We start from the raw sequence: 26,736 nt of genomic DNA, 5'->3' as shown, positions 1-26,736 counted from the left end.
GTGAACGGATTTCGTTGACCGCCCGATCCGCCGCCCCGTAGCGTCTGCCAGCACACGAGCACGGACACCACGAACAGGATCAGGAGCGCACAATGCCCATCGAATTCCTCGGCATCGCCGGCCTCAACGACGGCGGAGAGACCCAAGCCCGCTCGGGAGCGAGCTTCGACAAGGACTACACCCTGCGCTTCGCCCGGGCGCACGAGGAGAACGGCTGGGACCGCATCCTCTTCGCCTACCACTCCGGCGCACCCGACCCGGCGACCGCTGCGGCGTACATCGCCTCCAAGCTCGACCGCATCCAGATCCTGCTCGCCCACCGGCCGAACGTCGCGTACCCGACCTACGCGGCCAAGGTCTTCGCGACCCTCGACCAGATCAGCGACGGACGCCTCAACGTGCACTTCATCACGGGCGGCTCCACGGCCGACCAGGCCGCCGAGGGCGACTTCCTCACGAAAGACGAGCGGTACGCGCGAACGGGCGAGTACATCCGCATCGTCAAGCAGGCCTGGACGAGCACGGAGCCGTTCGGCTTCGACGGCGAGCACTACCGCTTCGAGAACTTCGTCTCCGACATCTTCCCCGCCGACGGGCACCGGCCCGAGGTCTCGTTCGGCGGCTCCTCCCCCGCCGCTTACAGGATCGGGGCGGCCGAGGCCGACGTCTACGCCGTCTGGGGCGAGCCGCTCGTCGACACGGCCGAGCAGATCCGCACGATCACGGATGCCGCGGCGGCGGCGGGTCGCACGACGAGGCCGAAGATCCAGGTGGCCTTCCGGCCGATCATCGCGCCGACCGAGGAGCTCGCCTGGGAGAAGGCGGAGCGGATCCTCTCGGCGATCGAGCTGCGCGCCGCCCACGCCCTGCCGAGCAGCTTCGTCGGCACGCTCTCCGAGCCCGAGAACGCGGGCTCGCAGCGGCTTCTCGCGATCGCCGAGCAGGGCGACCGCTACGACCGGGCGCTCTGGACGAGACCCGCGAAGGCGAGCGGGGGCCGCGGCAACTCCAACGCCCTCGTCGGCACACCGGAGACCGTGGCCGCCGCGCTGCTCGACTACGTCGACCTCGGTGTCGACATCCTGTCGGCCCGCGGCTACGACTTCATCAACGACACGATCGACTTCGGGCGCTACGTCATCCCGATCGTGCGCGAGGAGGTCGCGCGGCGTGACGCCGCCCGAGCCGAGGAGGCCGATCGTGACGCTGCTTGACTCCCCCTACGACCGCTTCGTGTCGGTGCGCTACACCGACGACATCGCGAAGCCGCTCATCGACGACCTCGAGCACGAGTACAACACGCGCTACAGCGACATCCTGCCCGAGCCCGCGGCGGTCGAGCTGCACCGCTACCCGGTCGAGGACTTCGCCGAGCCGCACGGGGCCTTCCTGCTGCTGCTCCGCGACGAACGCCCCATCGCCGGCGGCGCCTTCAAACGCTACGACGAGCGCACGGCCGAGCTCAAACGCATCTGGACCCATCCGGAGTTCCGCAATCAGGGCCTCGCACGGCTCGTCGTCGTCAAGCTCGAGATCCGGGCCGCCGAGCAGGGCTACTCGCGGATCTTCCTCACGACCGGGCCGCGCCAGCCCGAGGCGAAACGCCTCTACCTCGCGACCGGCTACACGCCCCTCTACGACACCGAGCTGCCCGCGGAAGAGGTCGGCATCCACGCCTTCGAGAAGATCCTCCCCGAACGAGAGGCACGGTCATGACGCACACCGTCGGAACCACCGGCACCGAGCCCGCCGGCACCGCTTCCGCGGCGCCGGAGACCGTCTCCTCACGAGCACTATCCCCGCAGGCGGGGCCTGCGGCGAGCGCGGCCGCACCGCCCGAGACCACGCCCGAGGCCGGCCGGCCCGCCGGCATCCCCGTCGCCGCCCTGCCCGTCGTACGGGTGCGGCACTGGTGGCGCTGGGTGCTGAGTGTGCTCGTGGCCTTCCTGCTCGCCCAGTTCCTCTGGTCGCTCGTGACCAACCCGCAGTACGAGTGGAACGTGTTCGCCGAGTACTTCCTCGCGCCGGCCGTTCTCAACAGCCTCGCCGTCACGCTCTGGCTCACGGTCATCTCGGCGATCGGGGGCTTCCTGCTCGGCGGCCTCCTCGCCGTCTTCCGGCTCTCGAAGTCGCCGCTCCTGAACGCTGCGGCCTACGGCTACATCTGGTTCTTCCGCTCGGTGCCGCTGCTCGTGCAGATCCTGGTCTGGTACAACCTGGGCTATCTCTACCCCACACTGGGCCTCGGCACGCCGTTCACGACCGACTTCTGGCTCGCCGAGTTCTCGACCACGACCCTCATCACCGCCTTCGCCGCCGCCGTCATCGGCCTCACGCTGCACCAGGCCGCCTACGCCGCCGAGATCATCCGCGGTGGCATCCTCTCGGTCGACCAGGGTCAGCTCGAGGCCTCGGCGGCGCTCGGCCTCCCGCGGCGGGTGCGATTCTTCCGCATCATCCTGCCCCAGGCCGCCCGCGCGATCCTGCCCAACGCCTTCAACGAGATCATCGGCCTCGTGAAGGGCACCTCGGTCGTCTTCGTCGTCGCGCTGCCCGAGCTCTTCTACACGGTTCAGGTCATCTACAACCGCAACCAGCGGGTCATCCCGCTGCTGCTCGTGGCGGTCGTCTGGTACGCGATCATCACGACCGTGCTCTCGATCGTGCAGTTCTACGTCGAGCGGCACTACGCGAAGGGCGCTCATCGCGAGCTGCCGCCGACCCCCGTGCAGCGGCTCGTGCACTGGACGCGCACGCAGTGGTCCCGGCTCGGCGACAACACCCCCGTGCCCGCACTGCCGGATGCCGCGCCTCTTCCGCCGGCCGTCACCCTCTCCCGTACCGACAACACCTTCGGAGGCGGAGCATGAGCACCCCACGATCACTGGCCCCCTCCTTCGACGAGCAGCACGTGCCCGCCCGCACCGCTCGCGCGGAGAGCACCGTCGGCCTCGTCGAGATCGCCGACGTCTCGAAGAGCTATGGCGGCACCCGGGTGCTGCGCGATGTCTCGCTCACCGTGGCGCCCGGCGAGGTGCTCGCGCTCATCGGCCCGTCGGGATCGGGCAAGTCGACGCTCCTGCGCACGATCAACCACCTCGAGACCGTCGACAGCGGCTCGGTGACCGTCGACGGCCAGTACATCGGCTACGAGCGACGGGGCGACCGGCTGCACGAGCTCCCGGAGAAGGACGTGCTGGAACGGCGCACCCAGATCGGGATCGTCTTCCAGAACTTCAACCTCTTCCCGCATCTGACGGCGATCGGCAACGTCGTCGCGGCGCCCATCGCCCTGCGGCGGGCGAGCAAGACGGAGGCGCGAGCGCAGGGCCTCGCCCTGCTCGACCGGGTCGGTCTCGCCGACAAGGCCGACCACTACCCCCGCCAGCTCTCGGGCGGCCAGCAGCAGCGGGTGGCCATCGCCCGGGCACTCGCGCTCGCCCCCAAGGTGCTGCTCTTCGACGAGCCGACGAGCGCGCTCGACCCGGAGCTCGTCGGCGAGGTGCTCGACGTCATCCGCGGGCTCGCCCGCGACGGCACGACGCTTCTCATCGTGACGCACGAGATCGGCTTCGCCCGCGAGGTCGCCGACCGCGTCGCCTTCCTCGAGCACGGAGAGATCCTCGAAGAGGGCCCTCCCGCTCAGGTGCTGCTCAACCCGCGCCACCCGCGCACCCAGGACTTCCTCAGCAAGGTCTTGTGACTCGTCTGCGGAAGACCCGGTGCGGCATCTGAACTGCCGCACCGGGCATGACCCGACAACCAATCCCGGTACATCGGATAGCACAACCCTAAGAGAGGCAACTCATGGCAATCAACAGAAGACAGCTGGGCGTGATCATCGGCGGAGTCGTCGTGCTCGCGCTCGTCGGCGGCGGGATCGGCGTCGCGGTCGCCGTGGCGAACAACGGCACCGCGTCGGCGGAGGCGACGCCGGACGGTTCGACGGAAGAGCAGCTCGCCGCCTCGGTCGAGTTCGACCTGACCTCGAAGAACGTCGACGGCCGCCCGCAGCTCGACCCCGTGCCCGAGGCGGTGGCGGCGCTGAAGGCCGGCGGATTCACCCCCGTCGAGCCGGGCAAGCTGACCGTCGCCCAGACGGTGAAGGGCGGCCAGCCGCCGCTCGTGTTCGCGGCATCCGACGACAACACGACCCCGCTCGGCAGCGAGGCGGACTTCGCGCAGCTCATCGCCGACGGGCTCGGACTCGAGTACAACCCCGTCGCCGTGGACTGGGCCGACTGGCCGCTCGGCATCCAGTCGGGCAAATACGACCTGATCACCAACAACGTCACGGTCACCGAGGAGCGCAAGGAGCTGTACGACTTCGCGAGCTACCGCGTCGACCTGCTCGGCTTCTACGTGAAGAGCGACAGCGCGATCGAGTCGATCGCCGGGCCTGAGGACATCGCGGGCCTCACGATCATCGTCGGCTCGGGCACCAACCAGGAGAAGATCCTCCTGACCTGGAACGAGGAGCTCGAGGCCGACGGCAAGGAGCCCGCCACGCTCGTGTACTACGACGACACGGCCGCGGCCAACCTCGCCGTGCAGTCCGGACGGGCCGACGCCAACTTCGAGCCCAACGCCAGCGGCGCCTATGCGGCTGCGGCGACGGGCGAGACCAAGCTCGTGGGAACGGTGAGCGGCGGATGGCCGGCGACCGCCGACATCGCCGCGGCGACCAAGAAGGGCAACGGACTCATCGACGCCGTGAACATCGTGCTCGACTACGCGATCGAGAACGGCCAGTACGACGAGATCCTCGACCGCTGGGGGCTGGACTCCGAGCGCGTCGAGAAGTCGGAGATCAACCCGCCGGGGCTGCCGAAGTCGTAGGCCCCACGGCTTCTGGGCGGCGCCGGCAGGACGACGGCGCCGCTCAGCGGCCGAGCGCGAAGAGCCGCGGCGCGGGCAGCCCGGCAGCGAGGTCGGCGAGGATGCGCCCCACCGCGGGAGTGAACTTGAAGCCGTGCCCCGAGAACCCCGCGCCCACGACGACGGGCCCCACCCGGTCGAGCACGAAGTTCGAGTCGGGCGAGGTCGTGTAGGTGCAGCTGATGTCGACGAAGCGATCGGCATCGGCGCCCGGCAGCCACTCGCGCACGTAGCGCCGGAGGGCCTCGAGCTGCACGGGCTCGGGGGTGAAGTCGCGCGCGTCGGGATCGACGACCGGCCCCACCCCGTGCCATCCGGCCTTGATGCCCTGCCCCGGCGTGTACATGCCGTAGACGCCCGAGTACCAGTAGTCGTAGCCGGGGGCTCCGGGCTCGAAGCCGTGGTTGAAGCCGGGCCAGACGAAGCTCTCGTCGGTCGCGGCGAAGTGGGCCGGCTGCTCCTGGGTGACGACGAGGCGCGGAAGGTCCACGACCGGGCCGAGGAGCTTCTGCGTCCACGCCCCGACGGTCACGATCGCGCGCCGCGCCTCGAACACCTCGCCCGCGGAGCCTCCCCCTGCGCCGCCCGTGGTCACGCGCACCCGCTCGTCGTCGAGCACCTCGACGCGCGTCACGGGCGTGCTGTGCTCGACGCGGGCCCCGTGCTGCGCCGCACTGCGCTGGAGGGCGGCGACGGCGGCATCCGCGTTCAGCCGGCCGGCCTCGGGAGTGTGCAGCACCCGGGTGTCGAAGCGGATGCCGGGCCAGCGCGTCGTGGCCTCTGCGACGTCGAGCAGCTCGGGTGCGAAGCCGACGCCCTCGAGCGCGGACGCGACCGCGTCGAGCCGCCCGCCCCGGCCGTGGTTGACGATGCCCACCTGGTCGAGCAGCCGGGCGTCGGTCTCGTCTTCGAGCTCGCGCCACAGCCGCAGCGACTCGACGATCATCGCCAGGTAGCTCGGGTCGTCGTAGGAGACGTTGAAGTTGCGCGAGGCCCCGTGCGAGGCGCCGTTGGCGTGCCCCGGAGCGAAACGCTCGAGCAGCACGACCTCCGTGCCGCGGCGGGCCAGCTGCCAGGCGGCTGAGGAGCCCATCGCACCGCCGCCGATCACGACGGTGTCGACCCGGGTCGTCATCCGGGCGCCTAGAGCGCGTCGGTCTCGGTGCCGGGAGTCGTCGGGAGCCCCGCCGCCTTCCAGGCCGGGAAGCCGCCCTCGACGTGCACGACGTTCGGCCGGCCGGAGTCGAGCAGCCACTGCGCGACGGGACGTGAGCCGTCGACGCTGCCGCAGATCACCACGATCGGCCGTTCCGGGTCGCCCGTTCCGGCGATGCGCTCGGGCGATGCATCGTCGAAGTGCTCGGTCAGACGGTCGCGGTCCACGATGATCGCGCCGGGGATCGCGCCCACCCGCTCGCGGGTGGGCTGGCTGCGCACGTCGATGAACAGGGCGCCCGCGTCGACGCGGGTCGCGGCATCCTGCGGGTCGACGAGCGGCGGCTCGGAGGTCGTTGCTTCTGACATGGGCTGACTCCTGATTCTCGTGGTCCTCCCATCCTCGACGACCGGCACGGAACGCCGCCGCCGTGTATCGATTTGTTACCGACTACCGATACCGGTCACCGGCTCCCGATACCGGTCACCGAGGCCCGACTCTCGTCAGGGCGTCCTCGAGCGCCACCCAGGCGAGCATCGCGCACTTGACCCGGGCGACGTAGCGGGCCGTGCCCGCGAACGCGACGGCGTCGCCGAGCACCTCCTCGTCGCCCTCCAGGGTGCCCTTCGAGTGCATGAGCTCGCGGAACGCGGTGATCTTCTCGGTGACCTCTGCGGGGTCGAGATCGACCACGAGATCGGAGAGCATCGAGGCGGATGACTGGGAGATGGCGCATCCGTGACCCTCCCAGCTCGCCTGCACGATCCTGCCGCCGTCGACCTGCAGCTGCAGGGTGATCTCGTCGCCGCACGTGGGGTTGATCTGGTGCGACTCGGCCGCGGCCGAGGGCTTGAGCCCCACCCCGTGCGGGCGGCGGGAGTGGTCCATGATGATCTCCTGGTACAGCCCCGAGAGGGCCTCCCCGGTCATCGGCCGACTCCGAAGAAGGAGCGCACCTCGCGCACGCCGTCGAGGAAGACGTCGACCTCGTCGGGGGTCGTGTAGACGTAGGCGCTCGCGCGGGTCGTCGCCGTCACCCCGAAGCGGCGGTGCAGGGGCTGGGCGCAGTGGTGCCCGACCCGCACGGCGATCCCGCGGTCGTCGAGGAACTGCCCGACGTCGTGCGCGTGCACCCCGTCGACGACGAAGCTCGCGAGTCCCGCGCGTTCCACGCCGGATGCCGGGCCGAGCACGCGGATGCCGTCGATCTGCTCGAGACCGGCGACGAGCCGCTGCCCGAGGGCCTCCTCCCACGCCTGCACGTTCTGCATGCCGAGCCGTTCGAGGTAGCCGACCGCGGCCTCGAGGGCGATCGCCTGGGAGACGCGCTGGGTGCCCGCCTCGAAGCGCTGCGGCGCGTTCAGGTACTCGGCCTTCTCGAGTGTGACGGTCGTGATCATCGAGCCGCCGGTGAGGAAGGGCGGCAGGGCGTCGAGCAGCTCCGCCCGCCCGTACAGCACGCCGATGCCGGTGGGCCCGAGCATCTTGTGACCCGAGAAGGCGGCGAAGTCGACCCCGAGGGCCACGACGTCGACGGGCCGGTGCGGCACCGACTGGCACGCGTCGAGGACGACGAGCGCTCCGACGGCGTGGGCCAGCGCCGCGATCTCGGCGACCGGGTTGATGGTTCCGAGCACGTTGGAGACGTGGGTCAGGCAGACCAGCCGGGTGCGGTCGCCGATGAGCTCGGCGGCCTGGTCCATCCGCAGTGTGCCGTCGTCGTGGAGCCCGATCGCCCGGAGGGTGGCCCCGGTGCGTGCCGCGAGCTCCTGCCACGGCACGAGGTTGGCGTGGTGCTCCATCTCGGTGACGACGATCTCGTCGCCGGGCCCCAGGCGGAAGCGCTCGGCCGCGACGCCTCCACGGCCGAGGCTCGCGTTCGAGATCGAGTACGCGACGAGGTTGAGAGCCTCGGTGGCGTTGGAGGTCCAGACGATCTCGTTCTCACGCGCGCCGACGAAGGCCGCGACACCCGCCCGCGCGCTCTCGAAGAGCTCCGTCGCCTCGGCGGCGAGGGTGTGCGCGCCGCGGTGCACGGCGGAGTTCGTGTGCACGAGGAAGTCGCGCTCGGCGAGCAGCACCTGCTGGGGCCGTTGAGAGGTCGCGCCGGAGTCGAGGTAGACGAGCGGTTTGCCGTGAACGAGCTCACGCAGGATCGGGAAGTCCTCTCTCAGGCTCCTGACCCGGGACTCCTCCAACGGCGTCGCCACTGCATACGAATTCATTGCCGAGCTGCTCCTTGTTCCGTGACGCCCGCTCGGATGATCCGGCATCCCGACATCCGGGCCCGACATCCCGCAGACGTCCACTACGAGCCTAAGCCGTGTTTCGGCGATGAGGCCGGGGATACCTGGGCGCGACCTCCAGACGGGATGCCGCGTGGTGCCGCACGCGGCCACGTGCGGTCGCTCAGCGGGCCGCGGTGCGCGGAACGCTGCGGTCGAACACGGTCAGCAGCAGCACGGCCGCGCCGATGCCGCCGATGACCCAGGCGAGGGTGTGGAAGCCGCTGTCGGTCGCGGCCTGCCCGAAGGTGATGCTGATGAGGCTCGCCGAGAAGATCGCCCCGATGTAGGAGACGGTGCGATAGAGCCCGGAGGCGACCGCGATGTCGTCCGCCGAGGTCTGGCCGTAGAGCGCCGCCTGGTTCGCGAAGCCGCTGAAGCCGTTGGCGAAGCCGAACAGCAGCGACATGCCGATGAGCACGAGCACGCTCGAGCCCGCCGTGATGAGGAGCATCACGCCCGCGGTGAGGATGAGGGCGGCGCCCGCCAGGATCAGCGGCCACCGGATCCAGCCGCGCCCGGAGACGACCCGCGAGATCACGATACTGAGCCCCGAGAGCGGCAGCAGGATGAGCCCCACGGCGGAGGCGCTGAGGTGCGCGCTCTGCTCCATCCACTGGCTGGCGCCGTAGAGCGCCGTGTAGACCCCGAGGCCGACGAGCGCCTGGCGCAGGTAGGTGCGCTGCAGCGGCCGGTTGCGGCCCAGCATCCGGAAGTCGATGAGCGGGCTGGCCGCCCGGCGCTCCCACAGGAACAGACCCGCCCCGAGCGCGACGACGACCGGCAGGAGCCACCACAGGGGCGACGACAGATCGGAGAGGAAGACGAGCAGAGTCGTGACGGTGCCCGCGAAGAGCAGGATGCCGGGCACGTCGATCGCGGAGAGCAGGCCGCCCTTCGTCCGCTCACGTGACAGCGGTCCATCCTTCGCGACGCCGATCAGCGTGAGCACGAAGGCGACGACCGCGAAGGGGATGTTGACGAAGAAGAGCGCGCGCCAGCCGAAGGCGCCCGCGAGCACCCCTCCGATCGGCAGCCCGAACACCACGGTCACCTGGGCGGCGATCGAGAAGTTGCCCAGCACCCTGCTCGGCACGCCGATCCCCGCCTCGTCGGCCCGGCGGCGCACGATCGCCATGGCCGTGGGATACGCGGCCGAGGTGCCGATGCCGATCAGGGCCCGCGAGACGAGCAGGAACCCGAACGCCGGCGCGGCCGCGCCCACCACTCCCCCGACGAACAGGATCACGATGCCCGCCAGGAACACCCGCCGCGGGCCGAACAGGGTCGAGAGCTTGCCCATGGTCGGCTGCATGATCGCGCTGCAGAGGTAGAGCACGGAGATGAGGCTCGCCGTCGTGCCCGGGCCGGTGTGGAAGTCCACGCCGATGCCGACGAGCCCGGTCGCGATCATCGAGCTGTTGATCGGGTTGAGGGCCGATCCGAGCAGGAGGGGCGCCGTGAAGCGCCAGCCGAAGGGGGTGCGCGGCGCTGCCGTCATACCGGGCTCCGTCGTGGACGGGCCCGGTGCAGACGGCGTCGTCATGGACGGATCGTGCCGAGGAGCTCGATGATCTCCTCGGTCGTCCCGGTCTCGCCGAGGCGAGGGAAGATGCGGGTGACAGTGTGCTCGTGGGCGTCCGCGGCGCTGTCGGTCATGGCATCGACGGCGAGGGTGACGTTGTAGCCGTGCTCGTAGGCGTGCCGGGCGGTCGTCTCGACGCCGATGCTCGTGGACACCCCCGCGAGAACGAGCTGGGTAACGCCCAGACCCGTGAGGTGCTCATGGAGATCTGTCTCGTGGAAGGCGCCCCAGGCGCGCTTGACGATCTCGTGGTCGCTCGGCTGCTGGTTCAGCTCGGGGATCAGATCGGCCCAGCCGGCGGGCAGCTCTCCCTGCCCCGCGCGCGGCGGCTGCTCGGTGCGCCCGGCCGATCCGCCGGCCACCCGCACGAGCACGACCGGCAGGCCGTGGTGGCGGAAGGCATCGGCGAGCGCGGCCGCGTTGGCGACGATCTGCTCGTTGGGATGAGCTTTCGGGATCGCGAGCACGCCGTTCTGCAGGTCGATGACGACGAGGGCGGTTGCGGGGTCGAGGGTCGTGAGGGTCATGGTTCTCCTTGGATGGCGCGGCTTCGTCCACATCGGGTTTTTTGTTAGCTATACTAACGATTTCATTAGCTATACTAACCAGTCATGGATGACACGGCAACCCCGCACACAGCCCAGCCGGCCGGCGACGAGCTCGGAACGGCGATCCGCGGGGCCGTCGGACGCCTCTACCGCAGGTTCCGCGCCGAACGCGCCGACGGCCAGCTCGGGGACGCCGCGATGGGCGTGCTGACACGCCTCGAGAAGAACGGGCCGCAGACCCTGAAAGCCCTCAGCGACTACGATCGGGTGACCCCGGCGTCCATGAGCCAGATCGTCAACCGGCTCACCGCCGCCGGCTACGCCACGCGCAACGACGACCCCGACGACGGTCGACGGGTGCTCTTCGCCGCGACCCCCGAGGGCGCCGAGCTCGTCAACGCCGACCGCGCCCGACGCCAGGCCTGGCTCGACTCGCACCTCGCCGAGCTGAGCGCCGACGATCGTGCCGCCCTCGCCCGCGCGGCCGCCCTGCTCCAGCAGATCGCCGACTCCTGACGCCCTCCCGAGACGACGAGCAGAACAGTGGCAGGAGGAGAGCCGACCGTGAATCCCGACCTCGACGGCGGGTCCCGCGTCATCCTGCTCTGGCTGCCTGTCGGCGCGGGCGGCCACGTCGTCGTGCACACCAGCCGATGGTGGGAGCTCCTGCAGGCGATGATCGAACACCGCCGCCCCCAGCCGCTCTTCCACGCCGCGCTCGAGGTCGTCGACCGCGGCGAGCGCTTCGTGATCGAGATGACACCCGCCTGGGGCGTGCCCGCCGCCGAGCGCGGTGTCGTCGCAAACGGGCCGGTCGGCATCCGCTGGCTGGGGCGATCGCGGTATTTCCGCTATGAGGTGCGCTGCTGGCCCGACGGGATCATCCCCGATCGCCAATGGGCGGTCGGGGAGCCCGCCGTGCTCACCCGCGACGCGGACACCGTCCGGCGACTCCTCGAGCGCGTGCCGCAGGTGCCGACCCTCACCTGGGGACGCATCGTGCGCCCGACCGGCGACATGTGGAACTCCAACTCGCTGATCTCCTGGCTTCTCGCCGGCGTCGGCATCCCGGCCGAGCTCCATCCGCCGAACGGCCGCGCGCCGGGATGGGCGGCGGGCCTCGCCGTCGCCGCCCGGGAAGGGGCCGTGCTGCCCTGACCTCCGGTCCACCTCAGACGGCCCACGAACCGGCGGATGCGGCTCAGCCGATGCTGGCCCGGCCGTGACGCCAGTACCCGTAGAACGTCACATCCGCTTTCGCGACAGCCCGTTCGGTGACCAGATACCGCCTCAGCCCGGTGGCGAGCCCGCTCTCTCCCGCGACGAACACGCTCGGCCTCCCCGTGGGCAACTCGGCGCGGGCGACGACATCGAGCGCGAGGCGCCCGGGAATGCCCTCGTTCTCGCCGCGGGGCAGCCAGCGCACCGTGACGGCGTCGCCGAGCTCGGTCTCCAGCACATCGTCATCGTGCGGCACCTCGAGATAGAGCAGCGTGCGCAGCTCGTGCGGTGACTGCTCCGCGATCGAGAGCGCAGCCGGCACGGCGCTCTCGTCGGCCACCACGAGCTGCCAGTCCGCGTCGGTTCGGCGGCGGTACATGGTCCCCTCGTCGAAGATCCCGACCGGATCGCCGGCGACCGCCCGAGCAGCCCAGCTCGCGGCCGGTCCGTCGCCGTGCACGACGAAGTCGACATCGAGCTCGAAGGGCTCACGGCGGAAGGCCCGCACCGTGTAGTTGCGCACATGGGGCCTCGCGCTCGACGGCGTGAGATAGAACTGTGCGACCCAGCCGTTGTTGGCCGCCGTCGGCATCCGCAGCGCGGCCTGGCCGGGTCGCGGGAAGAACAGCCGGATGCACTGATCGAGGCCCTGGTAGTCGAAATCGGCGAGCTCGGGGCCGCCGACGGTGACGCGAATGAAGCTGGGGCTGAGCCGGCGCGTGCGCAGCACGGCCGTGGTCAGCATCCGACGCTGCGCGGGTGCTCCTGCTCTGGGCATGGTGATGCCTCTCTGACCACACTGGCCTGGAAATTGATTAGGCAAGGCTTACCTAAAACTGAGCTTAATCGCGGATCGTGCCTCCGTCAACGACCGGCGGATGACCGTCATCTCGTTCACGGTGCCGTTCCTTGCCGCCGTGCCCGCGGAGCCCTTCGGGGCATCCGGCCTCGTCGCCGCGGTCGTCGCCGGTCTCGTCACGGGCATCAGATGCGGGGTCGGATGCAGGGCATGCAGCACGCTGTCGCTGCTCGTGCCCGGCGCACCATCGGCCCGCTGGTCCGCCGGGCACGCCGTCCGGCGGTCGTGCTGCGATGCCCGTGCTGCCATGATGGAGACCCGGCGGAGGAGGGGACCCCATGACGGGAGAACGCAGCTACGCGGTACTGCCGTGCGCCGATCTCGACGAGGCACTCGACTTCTACACGGCGCTCGGATTCACCGTGACCTTCCAGCAGCGCCGCCCCAACCCATCCGCAGTCGTGGAGCTCGACGACCTCGGCATCCACCTGGCCGCGATCGAGGGCTTCGACCCGGCGGGCTCCTACGGCAGCGTCATCATCACCGTGCCCGACCCCGAAGGACTGCACTCCTCCTTCCGCGACGGCCTCCGCGCCCGCTTCGGCTCGGCTCCCCGTCGCGGGATCCCGCGCGTCCTCCCGCCGCGCCGCAAGGCCGGCACGGCGACGGGCTTCACGGTCGTCGATGTGGGCGGCAACTGGCTGCGCTTCTACCGCAGCGGCGCCTCCGAAGACGAGCCCGCACGATCGGGCCTGGGCCGCGTGGTCGACGTGGCCGCCCGGCAGGGCGACGCCCGCGGCGACGACGCGCAGGCGATCGCCGTGCTCGACGCGGGGATCCTGCGGCATCCCGACGCCCCCGTGGCCGAGCTCGTCGAAGCGCTCCTCTACCGCGCTGAGCTCAAAGCCCGACTGGGGCTGGATGCCTCGGACGATCTCGATTCGGCCGCCGAGCTCGCCGCGGCGCAGAACCCCGACCCGGAGGCCGGCTAGTCGCCGAAGCTCGGCTGCCAGGCGCCGTGCGCCGCGTGCACGTGCTCGGCCAGACGTTCGAGTGCGGCCCGGCGTTCCACCGCGTAGAAGAAGGTGTACTGACCGCCGCCGCCCTGCGGCCGGATCGACATCCTGGACTTGCCGACGAACACGATCCGGGGAAGGAACGCGATGTGGAAGCGCTGGGCGTCGGCGAAGCCGAACACCTCGAGGACCCGGCCGTCGAAGCTCACGAGAACGGACGGCGAGGCCCACACGTCGATGCGTTCAGTCATAGACCCTCTCTATCACAGAAGATCAGGTGACGCTGGGCAGAGCCGCGGTGGTCGCGAGCACGACAGGGCAGGGTGGACGAACCCGATCAGACGGGGAACGCCGCAGCCGGCGCTCCGGTGCGGAGGAGCCGTGCCGGAGGCGGATTCCGAGCGATATCGGGCGCGCGGAGCGAGAGCCGTCGTGCCATGCTGGAAATCGGTGTCGCAGCCTCCCCGCGACCCACCATGCCCTTCCCGCGCATCACCCACGCGGCGTCCGCCGCCATACGACGAAGGAGTGCCATGTCCACCGATATCAAACTCGACCAGCAAGGCGGCAACTGGCTGGTCGCCGAGAGCTCGATCTTCAAGTCCACCGCGACCGACATCATGCTGGACGCGCCCTCACGGCGCAAGGGCGGCTCCAGTCCGTATCGCCGGGCCCTCGTACACGACTTCGAGGACGGACTCACTCTCAACTACGCGGGTGACTACCCGGGCGGGGTCACGGTGCACGGCGGACTCCAGGTCACCGGCGACCTCAGGCTCAACGGCAGGCTCGTCGCCGATCATTCCGGTCTCGCTTCCACCTCCGCCCTCGACAACGCGGTGCGACGGATCCAGACATTGGAGCAGACGCTCGAGTCGCTGCTCGCGCTCGTGGGAGCGGTCGTCATCCCCAATTGGCCGAACCGGACCGAGATCCTCGAGGGCGACGACATGAGGCTCGTCAACGAGCCCGCCGAGGAGCTCGGGCTGACCATCGAGTACCACTACGAATACCGGAACCCGAAGTACGAGCACGAAGAGGTCATCAGCATCTCCCCGGCGCCCGGAACCGTGGTGATGCGCGGGATCACCGTGGTGGTGCGGATGAACCTCGAGGAGTGACGCTCAGCCCCTCAGCCAGGTGCGCACGCTCCGGCTCGGGCCGACGAACGCCGAGATCCCGGCGGTGAGCGGCTTCCCGCTCGCGAGCAGGCGAGCTCGCACAGACCAGCTCGCGGCCGCCGGAGTCGCGACGGCCGCGACGACGATGAGCGTCGATGCGAGCCACTCGGTGCTGTGCAGGGTATTGCGCACCTCGACGCGGAACGAGTAAGCGGTGCCCGGGCTCAACGGCCGGTCGGTCGGGAACTCCCCGCTGTAGATCTCGCCCTTCGGCTTGATGCTGCGGCTGAAGGCCCGCGGGTTGCTCGTGGGACCCCAGAAGATGTTGCCGTCGTTGTAGTTGTTGGACCGCCACGAGATCGTGATGACAGCGGGGCCGTTGCTCGTCGGGGGAACGTTCCGCACGAGTGAGAGGCTGGGAGGAGCCGCCGGGAAGACGCCGCCGTTGTTCGCGCCCGGGATGGCGAAGGTGAAGACGCTCTGCAGCTCTTCGGGAGGCGACCCCGACCACCAGAACGACACCCCCACCGCGATGACGGTCGATCCCAGCGAGCCGATCGCAGCCGCGGGTATCGACACGGTCGTGTCATCGCCGTCGAGGTTGGTGAAGAGCCGCCCGTTGAGCGAGACGAGAACCCTCTCGGGCGCCTCCGAGTCGCCGAAGAACGAGTCGACCTCCCAGTTGAGCTCGAGCGCACTGCTGGAGGCCGAGCCTCCCAGGATCACCGGCGGTCGTCGTGTCATGCCGGAATCGTATCGGCAAAACCACGCACCGCACAGTGAAGTCCTCCGGCCCGTGCGCCGGACGTGGAAGACTGTAAGGCTTGCCCTGTCGCGGCTGCGGAACGGAACGATCACCATGACCACGAGAACGACCGGCGCGGCCACGCCGGGCATCTTCTCCCGTCGGTACCTCTGGACGACGATCGGGGCGAACGCCCTCATCTTCCTCGGGGCCTTCGAGGCGATGGCCGTGACCACGATCATGCCGGCCATCAGCCGCGACCTGGAGGGGGAGTCGCTCTACTCGGTGGCCTTCTCGGGGATGCTCGCCGCGAGCGTCATCGGCATGGTGGTCTCCGGGCGGTGGGCCGACCGCGTCGGGCCGATCCGGCCGCTCATCACGGCGGTCGTCGTCTTCGTGGTCGGCCTGCTGCTCGCGGGCATCGCGCTCGACATGTACACGTTCATCGGCGGCCGGATCCTGCAGGGGCTGGGCTCCGGCGCGATCAACGTCGCCCTGTACGTCATGGTCGCCCGGATCTACCCTGCGGCGATGCATCCGAAGATCTTCGGCGCGTTCGCGGCGGCCTGGGTGCTGCCCTCGCTCGTCGGCCCTCCGGTGGCCGGCGTCGTGGCCGAGGGCGTGGGCTGGCACTGGGTCTTCTACGGCGTGGCCGCTCTGCTCGTCGTCTCGGCGCTCGCGATGATCCCGGCGCTCCGGCAGCTCCACGCGATGGGCCAGGAGGCGGGCGGGGTGCTCAGCAGCCGCTGGACCCTGCTCTGGGCGGTCGTGGTCTCCGCCGCGATCGTGGCGATCAGCCTCGGAGGGGAGACGGGCGGCCCGTTCGCATGGGTGCTCGCGGCGGGCGCATTCGTCATCGTCGTGGTCGCACTGCGCACGCTCGTGCCCCGCGGAACCCTCACGGCCCGTCGAGGCCTGCCCGCGACGGTGCTGCTGCGCGGTCTCGTCGCCGCCGCGTTCTTCTCCACGGAGGTGTACCTGCCCTACCTGCTGCAGGATCGCTACGACCTCCCGCCCTGGCTCGCGGGCCTCATCCTCACGATCGGCGCGCTCGCCTGGGCGGGCGCATCGGCGGTGCAGGGGCGGCTCAGCGAGAGCATCCCGCACGCCGCTGTCATGCGAGTCGGCACCCTCCTGCTCATGGCGGGGCTGATCGTCCAGCTCGTCAACGCGTGGCTGCTTCTCCCCGTGCCCGTCGCCGCCGCGGGCTGGCTCGTCGCCGCCGCGGGCATGGGGCTCGTCTTCCCGCGGATCTCCACCCTCGTGCTCGGCTACTCGACGGAGCGAGATCAGGGCTTCAACAGCGCCGCCGTCTCCATCACGGACGCCGCGGGCGGAGCCACCGCGATCGCCTTCGCCGGCCTGCTCTTCACCGCCTTCGGCGCTGCGGGAGGCGGATTCGGCGTGGCCCTCGCCCTGTCGGCCGGGATCGCCGTCGCGGCGGTTCCCGTGGCGTTCCGCGTGCAGGAGCTCCGTCCGGCTGCGTGACGCGGCTGCGTCACGCCGCTCTGCATGACGCCTCCGCCGTCAGCTCACGAGCACGATCTTCCCGCGGGCGTGACGGGTCTCGCTCAGCTCGTGGGCGGCCGCGGCCTCGGTGAAGGGAAAGACGGCGGCGACCGGCATCCGCAGCCGCCCCTCGTCGGCCAGCGCGACCGCGATCGCGAGGCCGTGCACCGCGAGCGGATCGGCGGCCACGAGGGTCGCGTCGGGGTCGCTGGTCGGCGCGCCGTACGACAGGTGCACGCCGTGTTCCGGCGCCGTGACGTCGGCGATCGTCACAACGCGCGCCGGGTCGCCGACGATGGCCACGACCCCGGCTGCGTCGAACCCGGTGCGATACGGGAACGTCGTGGGCATCGCCTCCCGCAGCTCGCCGGAGCGTATGCGGGTCTCCCCCGGCGAGACCCCGGAGGCCCGCACGCCGGATCTCGTTCGCTCCGGCGTGCGGCTCCTCCACCTCGGCGACGTGCACGACGCTCGGCGGACCGTATTCTTCGAACTGGATTGCTCTCATACCGCGACCGTAACGGAACACCCCGTCCGCTTGACTAAAGTGAGAGCGATGGCGATCGAAGTGATAACGCAGCGGCGCTCGGATGCCCGCGACAACCGGGCGCGCATCCTCGCCGTCGCCCGCGGCGCCTTCGCCGCGGAGGGCATCGACGTGCCGATCCGCGAGATCGCGCGGCGGGCCGAGCTCGGCGTCGCGACCGTCTACCGGCACTTCCCGACCAAGGACGCCCTGCTGGCCGAGGCGTTCGCCGAGCAGATGGCCTCGTGCGTCGAGATCGTGGAGGAGGGTCTCGCCGAATCCGACCCGTGGAACGGCTTCTGTCGGGCGATCGAGAAGCTCATGGTGCTCCACGCCCTCGACCGCGGCTTCGCCCGCGCGTTCACCTCGCAGCTTCCCGATGCGACCGGCTTCGTCGCGGAACGCGATCGCTCCCTGCTCCTCATGCTCGAGCTGGTGCGGCGCGCGAAGGCGACGGGCACGATGCGGAGCGACTTCGTGCTGGAGGACGTCAGCCTGGCGCTCATGGCGAACGAGGGCATCCGCGCCGACTCCCCCGAGCTGAGGGCGGCCGCCTCGCGACGCTTCGCCGCGCTGATGATCCAGTCGTTCCAGGCGGAGCCAGTGCGGATGCCGCTCCCGCCCGCCGTCCGGTTGCCGCTCTCACGGCGCTGAGCCCGACCGGTGGATCATCGGCGTCGACCACCGCGGATGCGGACGCAGCCGGTGGAGCCCTTCCTACGGAATGTCAGAAATACTTGACATGGTGTATATCTCCGCCATACATTCGCAATGTCAATGATCTTTGACACAGCGAGGAGGGGAACCGATGTCGTCAGAAGAGAAGAGCGTCTGGGTCCAGCTGGTGCTGGCCATAGTCGTGTACGGGATCTACCTGGCCGTTGTGCTGGGACAGTCGTCGGACGCGCCTCTGACCGAGGTGGACTACGCGCCCATCCTCCTCTGGTGCATCGGAGGCTCCATCGTCGCCTCGATCGTGATCACCATCGTGGTGGGGATGTTCTCACCGAAGGACGCTGGCAAGAAGGATCAGCGCGACAAGCAGATCTACCGGTTCGGGGAGAGGACGGGCAGCTGGTTCCTGGTCTTCGGCGCGCTGGCGGCACTGGTCCTGGCGCTCGTCGAGGCCGACCACTTCTGGATCGCCAACATCATCTACCTGGCATTCGTGCTGTCCATGATCCTGTCCTCGATCGCGAAGATCGTCGCCTACCGCCGGGGCATCCAGTCATGGTGAAGCCGACGAGCGTCACCAATTCGATCCGCCGGCTGCGGTTCGATCGCGGTGAGATGACCCAGGCCGAGCTCGCCGACCGCATCGGCGTCACCCGGCAGACCGTCATCGCCATCGAACAGGGCCGCTATTCGCCGTCTTTGGAGATGGCGTTCCAGATCGCCCGGACCTTCGAGGTTCCGCTCGAGCAGGTCTTCCAGTATCCGGACACCGACTCATGAGGGCCGCCGTCTACCGCCGCTACGGCTCTCCCGACGTGGTGAGCGTCGAGGAAGTCCCCACGCCGACCCCGGCGGCCGACGAGATCCTCGTGCGCAACCGCGCCTCCACGATTGGGGCGGCCGACAGCGCCGCCCGCCGGGGAGTCCCGCTCTTCTCCCGCCTGTTCTTCGGCCTGAGACGTCCCAGGTGGCAGATACTCGGGTCCGAGTTCGCGGGGCAGGTCGCGGCCGTCGGCCCCGCCGTCACTCGATTCCGGATCGGCGACGAGATCGTCGGCATCACCGGCCCCGACTTCGGCGGGCACGCCGAGTACCTCACCGTGAGCGAGGCCGGTGCCGTGATGCGCAAGCCGGCCGGCATCGCCCACACGGATGCCGCGGCCCTCGCCGACGGCACCGCACTGGCATTCCTGCGCGATGAGGCGGGACTCCGGCCCGGGCAGAGCATCCTGATCAACGGTGCCGCCGGCAGCGTCGGCAGCATGGCCGTGCAGCTGGCCAAGCACGTCGGCGCGACCGTCACGGCGGTCTGCAGCACTGGGAGCGTTCACGCCATGACGCGGCTCGGCGCCGACAGGGTCATCGACCGCACACGGCAGGATTTCACACGGGAGGATCGGAGCTATGACGTCGTCTTCGACGCCGTGGGCAAGAGCTCCTTCGCCCGGTGTCGGCGCTGCCTGGCTCCCGACGGGGTCTACCTCTCCACGGTCCCGTCCCTGCCGCTCATGCTCCGGCTGCCCTGGTTCGGGAGCCGGCGAGCGAAAGTCGCATTCACGGGACTGCGGCCGACCGCCGAGAAGACCAGGGACCTGCACCTCGTGATGGCACTCGCGGACGCTGGAGACATCGTCGCGGTGATCGATGGCCGCTACCCGCTGGAGCGGATCGTCGAGGCGCACGCCCGGGTCGACACCGGCCGCAAGACCGGCACCGTAGTGGTCACGATGGGCGAGAGCTCATGATCACCTCGCTGCTCTCAACTCAGAACTCGTAAGTCCTACGGCGCGGGACGACCCGCCTCGACGCAAGGCTCTTCCTCGCTTGAGGCCGCAAGCGGTGCCGAGGCATCGCCGAGCACACGTGTATACAAAGAAAAAGTCCCGGAAACCTTGGGTTTCCGGGACTTTTCGTACTGCGTTTGGTTGCGGGGACAGGATTTGAACCTGCGACCTCTGGGTTATGAGCCCAGCGAGCTACCGAACTGCTCCACCCCGCGGCACAAGAGATAACACTATCACAGGTGCGAACAGCAGGTGAACGCGGAGTCGAACCAGGGGCGGGTCTGGGGCGGATCAGGGGCGGAAACGCTCGGCCAGCTCGTCCATGACCGCCGACCGGGCGTCGTCGATCCGGCGCTCCTGCGGGTTCGCGTCGTACCAGGCGACCGTCTCGCGAGCGCCCTTCCAATAGGGGATCCGGGCGTGATGGCCCGGCACGATCCCTCGTACTTTCGAGTTGTCGAAGAACGCCGAATGCGTCTTGTCGCCGAGCAGCACCGCTCCCCACTCGGGATCGGCGGCGGCGATCGCTTCGGAGGGCACGGAGACGAATCGCGGCTCGACGCCCGCAGCCGCCGCGATCGCCTCGAAGGCCTGCCTCCAGGTGAGGCGTTCGTCGGTCGTGATGTGGTAGCTGTCGCCGATCGTGCGCGGGTCTCCCAGCAGCTCGACGAAGGTCTCGGCGAAGTCGGAGGCGTGGGTGAGCGAGCACAGCGAGCTGCCGTCGCCCGGCAGGATCACCTCGAGGCCCCGGCGCATCCGATCGACCACCGTCCAGCCTCCATCGATCGGGAAGATCGTGTGATCGTAGGTGAACGAGGGCCGCACGATCGTGACGGGGAAGCCCGAACGGCGATACGCCTGCACGAGCACGTCCTCGCACTCGATCTTCGCGCGCGAATAGGAGAGGTACGGGTTGCGCAACGGCGTCGACTCGGTGATCGGCAGCACGGCGGCCGGCTTCTGGTACGCGGAGGTCGAGCTGATGAAGACGTATTGCCCGGTGCGCCCCGCGAAGAGCTCGATGTCGGCCTGCACGTGCGCGGGCTCGAACGCCACGAAGTTCACGACGGCGTCGAAGGAGAGGCCGTCGAGAGCGCTCTCCACAGCCCGCCGATCCCTCACATCGGCCGTGTGGAGCAACGCTCCCTCCGGCGCAGGACGCAAGGACGACTCGCCGCGCGTGAGCAGGTGCACCTCGTGACCCGCGTCGACCGCGCGCCGCGCGCACGCCGAGCTGATGACACCGGTGCCGCCGATGAGGAGGAGGGACAGAGAGGACACGGGAGGCTCCGTTCGTGGAGGGCGGTAGATGCGGGTAGAAGGCGAGCAGAGGGCGGGACAAAGCTAGTGCCGCGGTGGCACGACGGTCCAGCGGACCGTCAGGGTGGAGGATTCGCCGGGCGGGAGCGCGCGGAGGGGCCCCAGCGCCTCGAGCTCGACGAGGTGCGAGTCGGGATGCAGGCCGCCGAGCTCGGCGATCGGCTCCGGCAGCGGGTGCTGCATCCAGATCTCGGCGCGGGAGCCGCCATCCGGGTACTCCGCGTTCCCGTCGACGTCGAACGACAGGATGAGCTCGCCGCCGTCGGGTCTGCGATAGCTGAGCTCGCCCGTGGCCGATGGGAAGCCGAGCTTGTCGACGACCTCGGTCACGGGGATGCGGTAGGCACGGCCCCCGGGACGTTCCGTCACGGCGACGGTCGCCCGGCCTCGGCTCGCGGGGAGGAGGCTGAGAGGAGGGATTGCGCCGGTGTCGCGCACGAAGATCCCGACCCGGGGGTCGGTCGAGCCCACCGCAGCGGCCGTGTCGATCTGCACGACCTCCCAGATCGCCCAGCGAACGGCGCGGCCGAGGGCGGCCGTGAACGACACGGTCTCCTCGAACTGCGCGCTGCCGGCCGTGAACCGGAAGGCGCGCGACATCCGCAGACCGGAGCGGGAGTCATCCGCGCTCGTGAGCACGACGGTGACGGCGCGATCGTCGCCCGACACCGTGCAGCTCCACGGGCCGCCGTCGAGCACAGGGTCGGGCGGGCCGTCCCACTCCCCCGGGCCGCCCTGGCCCTGGGGCGCCGGCCAGATCTTGGCGCCGCCGAGGTTGAGCCAGCTCCCCATCCCCGCGCCCGCCTGCGGCCAGCCGGCGAGAGGCACGCGCGGGGCGATCCCGGCGTCGAGGTACCGCTCGTTGCGCCAGAGGAACTCGGCTCCCCCGGCCGTGAGCGAGAGCAGCCGGCCGCCGACCGAGGGCACGAACACGGCGCGCACGGCACCGGTGTCGACGACGAGGAGGGCGAGCCCGCCGGCATCCGTGCGGGTGACGGTGAGAGCGGCGACCGAGGTCTGGTTCACAGGGGTCCAATCGAAGACGGCGAAAACGGCGAGGGCGGCGGCATGACGGTTGGGACGCCCGGAAGCCGGGCGCCCCAACCGTGAACGGGGCCGCTAGCCGTTGCGGCTCAGGATCTCCTTGCTCTGCTCGGTCATCTGGTCGAAGACCTCGTCGCCGACCGTGAAGTTGAAGAACGACTCCCACAGCGGCTTGAAGGTGGCGTCGAGCTCGGCGCCGTTCTGGAAGGCCGGCGTCACGAAGAGCTCCTTGTTGTCGGAGAGCTCCGTGAAGACCGACAGGTCGATGCCCTTCTCCTTCATCGACGCCTGGGTGACGGCCATCGACTCGGGGATCGACGGGAAGAAGGTGCCGTCGGCACCCGCGAGGCTCTGGCAGTCGGTCGAGCCGAGGTACGAGAGCCACTTCCAGGCCTCGTCCGGGTGCTTGGTGCCCGCCCAGATCGAGTCGCCGTTCGCGTTCGACAGGCTCGAACGGGTTCCGTCCGGTCCGACCACCGAGGGGGCGATACCCACGGGAACACCCTGCAGGGTCGACAGCGCGACCACGTTCGACGAGGGCGTCGAGACGATCGCGACCTTGCCGGAGCCGAGCTGGTCTTCGACGGCGTTCGTGAAAGCACCCTGCTTCGGGCTGAAGCCCTGGGCGCTCAGATCGCGGATCCAGTCGAGCGACTTCTTGAAGACCGGCTGCGAGTACTCGAACTGGGTGGGCCAGTTGGGCTCGTCGCCGAGGGTCCAGCCCGTCGTCGACAGGAAGCCGCTCCAGGTGTCCTGCCCGTTGTTGCCGCTCGTGCCCATCGGTCCGATTCCGTAGGTCACGACGTTGTCCTTGTCGAAGCCGGGCTGGTCGCCGTGAACGCCGTTGGCGTCGACCGAGAGCTTGGCGACGATCTCGCCGAAGGTGCCCCCGTCATCCGGGTTCCAGGTCATGTTCGCGAGATCGGCGTCGGTGAGGCCTGCTGCGGCGACCATGTCCTTGTTGTAGAAGAAGGCGATCGTGGCCCAGTCCTTGGGCAGGCCGTACAGCTTGCCGTCGGTGTACTTCCAGGTGTCGACGCCCGTGCTGTACTTGCCGAGGTCGAAATCGGTCTTCGCGACGTAGTCGTCGAGCGGGAGGAGCTGCCCCTGGTCGGCATACTCCGGGTAGTTGTTGACGTGGTCCATGAAGGTGTCGGGAGCGTCGCCGGCGACGAAGCCGGCAGTCAGCTTGGTCCAGTAGTCGTCCCAGCCGTAGTTGGAGACGGTGACCTCGATGTCGGGATTGGCCTCGTTGAACGCCGTCGCGCACTTCTCGTAGGAGACGGCCTGGTTGGCATCCCAGGTCCACCACTGGATGGGAACGGGGCCGGCGGCGTCGCCGCCTCCCGTCGCCGAGCAGGCCGCAAGCGGCGCAACCAGAGCGACGACCGCGGCCGCCCTCAGACTGGTCTTGAACTTCATTGTTTCTCACTCTCGGTATGGATGTGATGTGGTGCTTGAGAAAGCCGCGGGCAGCCCGTGCGCATCGCGTTCCGGGCCCGCCCCCGGCTCATCGGATCCCGGTGAACCCGATCGAATTCACGATGCGCTTGCCGAACACCATGAACAGGATGAACATCGGGAACGCGGCGACGAGGGCTGCGGCCATAAGACCCGCCCAGTCCGTCGTCGTGCCGGGCGCCGATTGCTTGAAGACCGCCAACGCGAGGGTCAGCGGGCGCACCTCGTCTCCGGACGTCGAGACGAGGAGTGGCCAGAAGTAGTCGTTCCAGGCTCCGATGAACCCCAGGATCGAGAGGGTCGCGATCGGTCCGCGGGCGTTCGGCAGGATGATCTGGAACAGCACCCTCACCCGGCCCGCGCCGTCGATGAGCGCCGCCTCCTCGATCTCCGAGCTCATCCCGAGGAAGAACTGCCGGAGGAAGAAGATGTTGAACGCCGAGAACAACGCGCCCGGGAGGATGAGACCCGCGAAGGTGTTGATGAGCCCCAGCTGCTTGATGAGCAGGAAGTTCGGCAGCAGGGTCATGATGCCGGGCACCATCAGGGCGGTCATGAGGACGGCGAACACCAGGTTGCGGCCCCGCCAGTGCAGCCGCGAGAAGGCGTAGGCGGCGAGCGCCGAGAAGAAGACCACCAGCACCGTCCACACGGTCGCGTAGATGATCGAGTTGCGCACGAAGATGCCGAGGTCCAAGGATGCCCCTGAGCCTCCCTGCAGCTGCGCCTCTGCCGTCGTGGCGAGCCCCAGCACACGCTGGAATGCGCCGAAGGTGAAGTCGACGGGCAGGAAGGACGAGGGATCGGTCGCGAGCGCCTTGTTGTTCGACAGGGCCGTGCGCAGGATCCAGTACAACGGGAAGATCGTCACCGCGAGCACGACGATGAGGTAGGTCCAGGCCATCGCCCGGCCGACGCCGCGCTTGCGCTTCGGACGACGGGAGGCGATCCGGGTCTGGGCCGGTGCGGGAGCAGTTGCACGTGTCATGTGGCCGTCGCCCTCAATCCGTGTCGGTCTCGTTGATGCGCATAAGACGCATCTGGGCGAAGGTGATGAGGATCAGCATCGCGAAGAGCGCGATGGAGATCGCCGAGGCGTAGCCGAAGTCGAACTGGCCGAAGGCCTTGCTGTAGATGTAGAGCTGCAGCACGTTCGTGGCGTTCTCGGGGCCGCCGCGAGTCGTCACCTGCACGATGTCGAAGACCTGGAACGAGTTCACGACCGTGAGGATCACGACCATCGCGAGCACCGGGCGCAGTAGCGGCACGGTGATCCTCCGGAACATCTGCACCTCGCTCGCGCCGTCGAGCCTCGCGGCCTCGTAGACGGGCTCGGGGATCGTCTGCAGCCCCGCGAAGATGAGGATCGTCGTATAGCCGAGGCCCTTCCAGATGGTGACGGCCGCGAGGCTCGGCACAGCCCAGGCGGGATCGGTGAAGAACTGCACCGACTGGCCGGTGATCGCCTTGAGCACCACGTTCACGATGCCGAGCTGCGAGTCGAGCATCCAGGTCCACACGACACCCGCGACGATGTTGGAGATGAGGAAGGGCAGGATGATGAGGCCCCGCACGACGGTGGAGCTCGTGAGCCGGTGCAGGATCACGGCCGTGACGAGCGAGAGCACGACGCATCCGATCACCGCGAGGGCGACGAAGTAGAGGGTCACGCCGACGGAGTGCCAGAAGACGTCGTCGCCGAGGAGCCGTTTGTAGTTGTCGAGCCCGGTCCAGACCGGATCGCTGAGCACCCGGAAGTCGGTGAAGCTCAGGTAGATGCCCCTGAGTGTGGGATAGGCCGCGAACACCGCGAAGCCGAGCACGGCGGGCGCGATGAGGATCCAGGCGAGCGTTCGATCGCCGCGGTGGGCGGCCGAGCTCCTGCGCCTTCTGCTCGCGGGGACTCCATCGGCGACGGGAGTGCGAGCCGGACGAATCAGCGATGTGTCTACAGCCAAGTCGATCTCCTCGGGGTAAGCGATCGACGCGGCGATCGGCTCGGGAGCACCTGCGGGAGGCGTCCGTCACCGGGCTCAACGTCGAACATGTATGTATGGTAGGCAGGCTGGTTTAGCCTGAGGAATATCACTTTCCGCGAAACATCTGGATGAATCGATGATCACTCCGAGCGACAACGGATACACGGCCGACGGCTTCCCCGGGCAGCGGATGCGGGTCGTCCCCCGCCCGCTCGTGCAGACGGCGCTCGGTCGCCCGACCTCGTCGCGGCTGCTCGTGACCGACTGCGGATACTTTCCGCACGCGGCCAAGCACGGGAGAATCCGGCGTCACGGACTCAAGACCGACGTCATCATCGCCTGCACGGCGGGGCGCGGCAGCTACCGGATCTCGGGCGAGGAGCACCCGGTGACGGCCGGCCAGGTTCTCGTGATCCCTCGGGACACCCCGCACTCCTATCGAGCGGACGAAGACGATCCCTGGACGATCTGGTGGATTCACGTCGCCGGCAGCGATGTCGCCGACCTCCTGGGGAGCGCCCGCGTCACCGCCGAGCGCCCGCTGCTCGCCGTGCCCGACATCCACCGGGTCGCCGGCCTCGTCGACGAGATCATCGGCCGTCTGGAGCAGGATGAGACGGAGCGCACGCTGCTCGGGGCGAGCGGCGCGGCCTGGCACCTGCTCGCGCTGCTCGGAGCGGACCAGGCGCCCCTCGACTCCCGCAGCGATCCGGTGAGCGAGGCGCAGAACTATCTGCGGGCGCGCATCGGAACCAGGATCTCCGTCGGCGAGCTCGCCGCGCTCGTCGGGCTGAGCCCCTCGCACTTCTCGGCCCTGTTCCGCGCGAAGACGGGAACGGGGGTGGTGGAGTACCAGACCCGGTTGCGGATGGGCGTGGCACGGGAGCTGCTCGACATGACCGACAGGACGATCGAGCAGACCGCGAGAGCCGTGGGCTATCCGGACTCCTTCTACTTCTCCCGGCAGTTCCGCACCATCCACGGCATGAGCCCCAGCGAGTACCGGGCGCGCACGAAGGCCGAGGCGCAGGGCATCCCCCAGTAGCGTCGGCGGGGCTTCGGGATGCACCCACGAGGTGGCGGT

Annotated in this window: 30 protein-coding genes and 1 tRNA gene; 15 read left to right on the top strand and 16 right to left on the bottom strand. The window is 69.4% G+C overall.

Going from position 1 to position 26,736, the window contains the following annotated elements; translation table 11 throughout:
- The first annotated feature begins 92 nt into the window (after positions 1-92).
- The 5 genes from CLV54_RS10475 (at position 93) to CLV54_RS10455 (ending at position 4,839) form a co-directional block, all read left to right on the top strand.
- Complete coding sequence (locus CLV54_RS10475) at positions 93-1,214, top strand: LLM class flavin-dependent oxidoreductase (protein WP_100344896.1); 1,122 nt, start codon at positions 93-95, stop codon at positions 1,212-1,214.
- Positions 1,201-1,716: a GNAT family N-acetyltransferase gene (locus CLV54_RS10470; protein ID WP_245861574.1), complete on the top strand. Its 516-nt coding sequence runs from the start codon at positions 1,201-1,203 to the stop codon at positions 1,714-1,716. The genes CLV54_RS10475 and CLV54_RS10470 overlap by 14 nt, the downstream gene beginning before the upstream one ends.
- Complete coding sequence (locus CLV54_RS10465; RefSeq protein WP_100344895.1) at positions 1,713-2,870, top strand: amino acid ABC transporter permease; 1,158 nt, start codon at positions 1,713-1,715, stop codon at positions 2,868-2,870. The genes CLV54_RS10470 and CLV54_RS10465 overlap by 4 nt, the downstream gene beginning before the upstream one ends.
- Positions 2,867-3,703: an amino acid ABC transporter ATP-binding protein gene (locus tag CLV54_RS10460; protein ID WP_100344894.1), complete on the top strand. Its 837-nt coding sequence runs from the start codon at positions 2,867-2,869 to the stop codon at positions 3,701-3,703. Before CLV54_RS10465 ends, CLV54_RS10460 begins: the two co-directional genes overlap by 4 nt.
- A 104-nt stretch (positions 3,704-3,807) precedes the next feature.
- Positions 3,808-4,839: an ABC transporter substrate-binding protein gene (locus CLV54_RS10455; protein WP_100344893.1), complete on the top strand. Its 1,032-nt coding sequence runs from the start codon at positions 3,808-3,810 to the stop codon at positions 4,837-4,839.
- A gap of 43 nt (positions 4,840-4,882) precedes the next feature.
- Here the strand turns inward: CLV54_RS10455 and CLV54_RS10450 are convergent, their stop codons facing one another.
- From CLV54_RS10450 to CLV54_RS10425, 6 genes are all read right to left on the bottom strand, one after another.
- Positions 4,883-6,013 carry an FAD-dependent oxidoreductase gene (locus CLV54_RS10450; RefSeq protein ID WP_100344892.1) on the bottom strand — a complete coding sequence of 377 codons (1,131 nt, stop codon included), beginning with the start codon at positions 6,011-6,013 and terminating at the stop codon, positions 4,883-4,885.
- A gap of 8 nt (positions 6,014-6,021) precedes the next feature.
- The gene (locus CLV54_RS10445; RefSeq protein WP_100344891.1) at positions 6,022-6,402 is read right to left on the bottom strand and encodes a rhodanese-like domain-containing protein; all 381 of its coding nucleotides are present in this window, start codon (positions 6,400-6,402) and stop codon (positions 6,022-6,024) included.
- Between the two features lie 115 nt (positions 6,403-6,517).
- Positions 6,518-6,964 carry a Fe-S cluster assembly sulfur transfer protein SufU gene (gene sufU, locus CLV54_RS10440; protein WP_100344890.1) on the bottom strand — a complete coding sequence of 149 codons (447 nt, stop codon included), beginning with the start codon at positions 6,962-6,964 and terminating at the stop codon, positions 6,518-6,520.
- Positions 6,961-8,259 (bottom strand): cysteine desulfurase, encoded by a 1,299-nt coding sequence (locus tag CLV54_RS10435; protein WP_100344889.1) that lies wholly within the window; start codon positions 8,257-8,259, stop codon positions 6,961-6,963. The genes sufU and CLV54_RS10435 overlap by 4 nt, the downstream gene beginning before the upstream one ends.
- Positions 8,260-8,443: 184 nt before the next feature.
- Positions 8,444-9,820 (bottom strand): MFS transporter, encoded by a 1,377-nt coding sequence (locus CLV54_RS10430; RefSeq protein WP_211294515.1) that lies wholly within the window; start codon positions 9,818-9,820, stop codon positions 8,444-8,446.
- A gap of 41 nt (positions 9,821-9,861) precedes the next feature.
- On the bottom strand, positions 9,862-10,431 hold the full coding sequence (locus CLV54_RS10425) for an isochorismatase family protein (protein WP_100344887.1): 570 nt from the start codon (positions 10,429-10,431) through the stop codon (positions 9,862-9,864).
- Positions 10,432-10,515: 84 nt separating this feature from the next.
- On the opposite strand from CLV54_RS10425, the gene CLV54_RS10420 reads away from it, so the two are divergent.
- Both CLV54_RS10420 and CLV54_RS10415 read left to right on the top strand, forming a co-directional pair.
- Positions 10,516-10,968: a MarR family winged helix-turn-helix transcriptional regulator gene (locus tag CLV54_RS10420; RefSeq protein ID WP_100344886.1), complete on the top strand. Its 453-nt coding sequence runs from the start codon at positions 10,516-10,518 to the stop codon at positions 10,966-10,968.
- A gap of 48 nt (positions 10,969-11,016) precedes the next feature.
- A complete protein-coding gene (locus CLV54_RS10415) occupies positions 11,017-11,610 on the top strand; it encodes a hypothetical protein (protein WP_100345049.1) in 594 nt (197 codons plus the stop codon).
- 43 nt (positions 11,611-11,653) lie between these two features.
- Here the strand turns inward: CLV54_RS10415 and CLV54_RS10410 are convergent, their stop codons facing one another.
- Positions 11,654-12,451 (bottom strand): siderophore-interacting protein, encoded by a 798-nt coding sequence (locus tag CLV54_RS10410; RefSeq protein WP_211294514.1) that lies wholly within the window; start codon positions 12,449-12,451, stop codon positions 11,654-11,656.
- 359 nt (positions 12,452-12,810) lie between these two features.
- Here CLV54_RS10410 and CLV54_RS10400 point away from each other — a divergent pair, with 359 nt between their 5' ends.
- A complete protein-coding gene (locus tag CLV54_RS10400) occupies positions 12,811-13,464 on the top strand; it encodes a VOC family protein (RefSeq protein ID WP_100344883.1) in 654 nt (217 codons plus the stop codon).
- On the opposite strand, the gene CLV54_RS10395 is transcribed toward CLV54_RS10400, so the two are convergent.
- A complete protein-coding gene (locus CLV54_RS10395) occupies positions 13,461-13,739 on the bottom strand; it encodes a hypothetical protein (protein ID WP_100344882.1) in 279 nt (92 codons plus the stop codon). The two genes, CLV54_RS10400 and CLV54_RS10395, sit on opposite strands and share 4 nt — an antisense overlap.
- 282 nt (positions 13,740-14,021) lie before the next feature.
- Between CLV54_RS10395 and CLV54_RS10390 the strand changes: the two genes are divergently transcribed.
- Complete coding sequence (locus CLV54_RS10390; RefSeq protein ID WP_100344881.1) at positions 14,022-14,609, top strand: PASTA domain-containing protein; 588 nt, start codon at positions 14,022-14,024, stop codon at positions 14,607-14,609.
- Between the two features lie 3 nt (positions 14,610-14,612).
- Here CLV54_RS10390 and CLV54_RS10385 read toward each other — a convergent pair whose 3' ends face one another.
- Positions 14,613-15,353 carry a hypothetical protein gene (locus CLV54_RS10385; RefSeq protein ID WP_157802917.1) on the bottom strand — a complete coding sequence of 247 codons (741 nt, stop codon included), beginning with the start codon at positions 15,351-15,353 and terminating at the stop codon, positions 14,613-14,615.
- A 115-nt stretch (positions 15,354-15,468) separates the two neighbouring features.
- On the opposite strand from CLV54_RS10385, the gene CLV54_RS10380 reads away from it, so the two are divergent.
- Positions 15,469-16,842 (top strand): MFS transporter, encoded by a 1,374-nt coding sequence (locus CLV54_RS10380; RefSeq protein ID WP_100344879.1) that lies wholly within the window; start codon positions 15,469-15,471, stop codon positions 16,840-16,842.
- Between the two features lie 39 nt (positions 16,843-16,881).
- Here CLV54_RS10380 and CLV54_RS10375 read toward each other — a convergent pair whose 3' ends face one another.
- Positions 16,882-17,277: a zinc-binding dehydrogenase gene (locus CLV54_RS10375; protein WP_245861572.1), complete on the bottom strand. Its 396-nt coding sequence runs from the start codon at positions 17,275-17,277 to the stop codon at positions 16,882-16,884.
- Between the two features lie 142 nt (positions 17,278-17,419).
- Between CLV54_RS10375 and CLV54_RS10370 the strand changes: the two genes are divergently transcribed.
- The 4 genes from CLV54_RS10370 (at position 17,420) to CLV54_RS10355 (ending at position 19,809) form a co-directional block, all read left to right on the top strand.
- Positions 17,420-18,043 (top strand): TetR/AcrR family transcriptional regulator, encoded by a 624-nt coding sequence (locus CLV54_RS10370; RefSeq protein WP_100344878.1) that lies wholly within the window; start codon positions 17,420-17,422, stop codon positions 18,041-18,043.
- 154 nt (positions 18,044-18,197) lie between these two features.
- Entirely contained in the window at positions 18,198-18,626 is a 429-nt protein-coding gene (locus tag CLV54_RS10365; protein ID WP_100344877.1) for a hypothetical protein, read from the top strand.
- Positions 18,620-18,844 carry a helix-turn-helix transcriptional regulator gene (locus CLV54_RS10360; RefSeq protein ID WP_100344876.1) on the top strand — a complete coding sequence of 75 codons (225 nt, stop codon included), beginning with the start codon at positions 18,620-18,622 and terminating at the stop codon, positions 18,842-18,844. Before CLV54_RS10365 ends, CLV54_RS10360 begins: the two co-directional genes overlap by 7 nt.
- Positions 18,841-19,809: an NAD(P)-dependent alcohol dehydrogenase gene (locus CLV54_RS10355; RefSeq protein ID WP_100344875.1), complete on the top strand. Its 969-nt coding sequence runs from the start codon at positions 18,841-18,843 to the stop codon at positions 19,807-19,809. The genes CLV54_RS10360 and CLV54_RS10355 overlap by 4 nt, the downstream gene beginning before the upstream one ends.
- 177 nt (positions 19,810-19,986) lie before the next feature.
- Here CLV54_RS10355 and CLV54_RS10350 read toward each other — a convergent pair.
- The 6 genes from CLV54_RS10350 to CLV54_RS10325 all read right to left on the bottom strand — a co-directional run bounded on the left by CLV54_RS10350 (position 19,987) and on the right by CLV54_RS10325 (position 25,631).
- Positions 19,987-20,063 (bottom strand) — tRNA-Met (locus tag CLV54_RS10350).
- 76 nt (positions 20,064-20,139) lie between these two features.
- The gene (locus CLV54_RS10345; RefSeq protein ID WP_100344874.1) at positions 20,140-21,129 is read right to left on the bottom strand and encodes an NAD-dependent epimerase/dehydratase family protein; all 990 of its coding nucleotides are present in this window, start codon (positions 21,127-21,129) and stop codon (positions 20,140-20,142) included.
- A 63-nt stretch (positions 21,130-21,192) separates the two neighbouring features.
- Positions 21,193-22,194, bottom strand: coding sequence for a hypothetical protein (locus tag CLV54_RS10340; RefSeq protein ID WP_100344873.1), 1,002 nt, complete (start codon positions 22,192-22,194; stop codon positions 21,193-21,195).
- 93 nt (positions 22,195-22,287) lie between these two features.
- Entirely contained in the window at positions 22,288-23,634 is a 1,347-nt protein-coding gene (locus CLV54_RS10335; RefSeq protein WP_100344872.1) for an ABC transporter substrate-binding protein, read from the bottom strand.
- Between the two features lie 88 nt (positions 23,635-23,722).
- Positions 23,723-24,661, bottom strand: a complete 939-nt coding sequence (locus CLV54_RS10330; protein WP_100344871.1) for a carbohydrate ABC transporter permease — start codon at positions 24,659-24,661, stop codon at positions 23,723-23,725.
- A 13-nt stretch (positions 24,662-24,674) separates the two neighbouring features.
- The gene (locus CLV54_RS10325) at positions 24,675-25,631 is read right to left on the bottom strand and encodes a carbohydrate ABC transporter permease (RefSeq protein WP_211294513.1); all 957 of its coding nucleotides are present in this window, start codon (positions 25,629-25,631) and stop codon (positions 24,675-24,677) included.
- 157 nt (positions 25,632-25,788) lie between these two features.
- On the opposite strand from CLV54_RS10325, the gene CLV54_RS10320 reads away from it, so the two are divergent.
- On the top strand, positions 25,789-26,697 hold the full coding sequence (locus CLV54_RS10320; RefSeq protein ID WP_100344869.1) for an AraC family transcriptional regulator: 909 nt from the start codon (positions 25,789-25,791) through the stop codon (positions 26,695-26,697).
- Positions 26,698-26,736: the final 39 nt, after the last annotated feature.

The sequence above is a fragment of the Compostimonas suwonensis genome, assembly GCF_002797855.1.
GTDB lineage: Bacteria > Actinomycetota > Actinomycetes > Actinomycetales > Microbacteriaceae > Compostimonas > Compostimonas suwonensis.
This window is presented reverse-complemented; position numbering and strand designations above follow the sequence as displayed.

Bases quoted from the DNA above. Each gene is read 5' to 3' on its own strand.
- CLV54_RS10355 (WP_100344875.1), top strand. From the start codon at position 18,841: ATGAGGGCCGCCGTCTACCGCCGCTACGGCTCTCCCGACGTGGTGAGC.
- CLV54_RS10390 (WP_100344881.1), top strand. From the start codon at position 14,022: ATGTCCACCGATATCAAACTCGACCAGCAAGGCGGCAACTGGCTGGTC.
- CLV54_RS10365 (WP_100344877.1), top strand. From the start codon at position 18,198: ATGTCGTCAGAAGAGAAGAGCGTCTGGGTCCAGCTGGTGCTGGCCATA.
- CLV54_RS10335 (WP_100344872.1), bottom strand. From the start codon at position 23,634: ATGAAGTTCAAGACCAGTCTGAGGGCGGCCGCGGTCGTCGCTCTGGTT.
- CLV54_RS10370 (WP_100344878.1), top strand. From the start codon at position 17,420: ATGGCGATCGAAGTGATAACGCAGCGGCGCTCGGATGCCCGCGACAAC.
- CLV54_RS10425 (WP_100344887.1), bottom strand. From the start codon at position 10,431: ATGACCCTCACGACCCTCGACCCCGCAACCGCCCTCGTCGTCATCGAC.
- CLV54_RS10360 (WP_100344876.1), top strand. From the start codon at position 18,620: ATGGTGAAGCCGACGAGCGTCACCAATTCGATCCGCCGGCTGCGGTTC.
- CLV54_RS10430 (WP_211294515.1), bottom strand. From the start codon at position 9,820: ATGACGGCAGCGCCGCGCACCCCCTTCGGCTGGCGCTTCACGGCGCCC.
- CLV54_RS10400 (WP_100344883.1), top strand. From the start codon at position 12,811: ATGACGGGAGAACGCAGCTACGCGGTACTGCCGTGCGCCGATCTCGAC.
- CLV54_RS10435 (WP_100344889.1), bottom strand. From the start codon at position 8,259: ATGAATTCGTATGCAGTGGCGACGCCGTTGGAGGAGTCCCGGGTCAGG.
- CLV54_RS10380 (WP_100344879.1), top strand. From the start codon at position 15,469: ATGACCACGAGAACGACCGGCGCGGCCACGCCGGGCATCTTCTCCCGT.
- CLV54_RS10475 (WP_100344896.1), top strand. From the start codon at position 93: ATGCCCATCGAATTCCTCGGCATCGCCGGCCTCAACGACGGCGGAGAG.
- CLV54_RS10410 (WP_211294514.1), bottom strand. From the start codon at position 12,451: ATGCCCAGAGCAGGAGCACCCGCGCAGCGTCGGATGCTGACCACGGCC.
- CLV54_RS10460 (WP_100344894.1), top strand. From the start codon at position 2,867: ATGAGCACCCCACGATCACTGGCCCCCTCCTTCGACGAGCAGCACGTG.
- CLV54_RS10455 (WP_100344893.1), top strand. From the start codon at position 3,808: ATGGCAATCAACAGAAGACAGCTGGGCGTGATCATCGGCGGAGTCGTC.
- CLV54_RS10385 (WP_157802917.1), bottom strand. From the start codon at position 15,353: ATGACACGACGACCGCCGGTGATCCTGGGAGGCTCGGCCTCCAGCAGT.
- CLV54_RS10320 (WP_100344869.1), top strand. From the start codon at position 25,789: ATGATCACTCCGAGCGACAACGGATACACGGCCGACGGCTTCCCCGGG.
- CLV54_RS10465 (WP_100344895.1), top strand. From the start codon at position 1,713: ATGACGCACACCGTCGGAACCACCGGCACCGAGCCCGCCGGCACCGCT.
- CLV54_RS10330 (WP_100344871.1), bottom strand. From the start codon at position 24,661: ATGACACGTGCAACTGCTCCCGCACCGGCCCAGACCCGGATCGCCTCC.
- CLV54_RS10395 (WP_100344882.1), bottom strand. From the start codon at position 13,739: ATGACTGAACGCATCGACGTGTGGGCCTCGCCGTCCGTTCTCGTGAGC.
- sufU (WP_100344890.1), bottom strand. From the start codon at position 6,964: ATGACCGGGGAGGCCCTCTCGGGGCTGTACCAGGAGATCATCATGGAC.
- CLV54_RS10445 (WP_100344891.1), bottom strand. From the start codon at position 6,402: ATGTCAGAAGCAACGACCTCCGAGCCGCCGCTCGTCGACCCGCAGGAT.
- CLV54_RS10420 (WP_100344886.1), top strand. From the start codon at position 10,516: ATGGATGACACGGCAACCCCGCACACAGCCCAGCCGGCCGGCGACGAG.
- CLV54_RS10450 (WP_100344892.1), bottom strand. From the start codon at position 6,013: ATGACGACCCGGGTCGACACCGTCGTGATCGGCGGCGGTGCGATGGGC.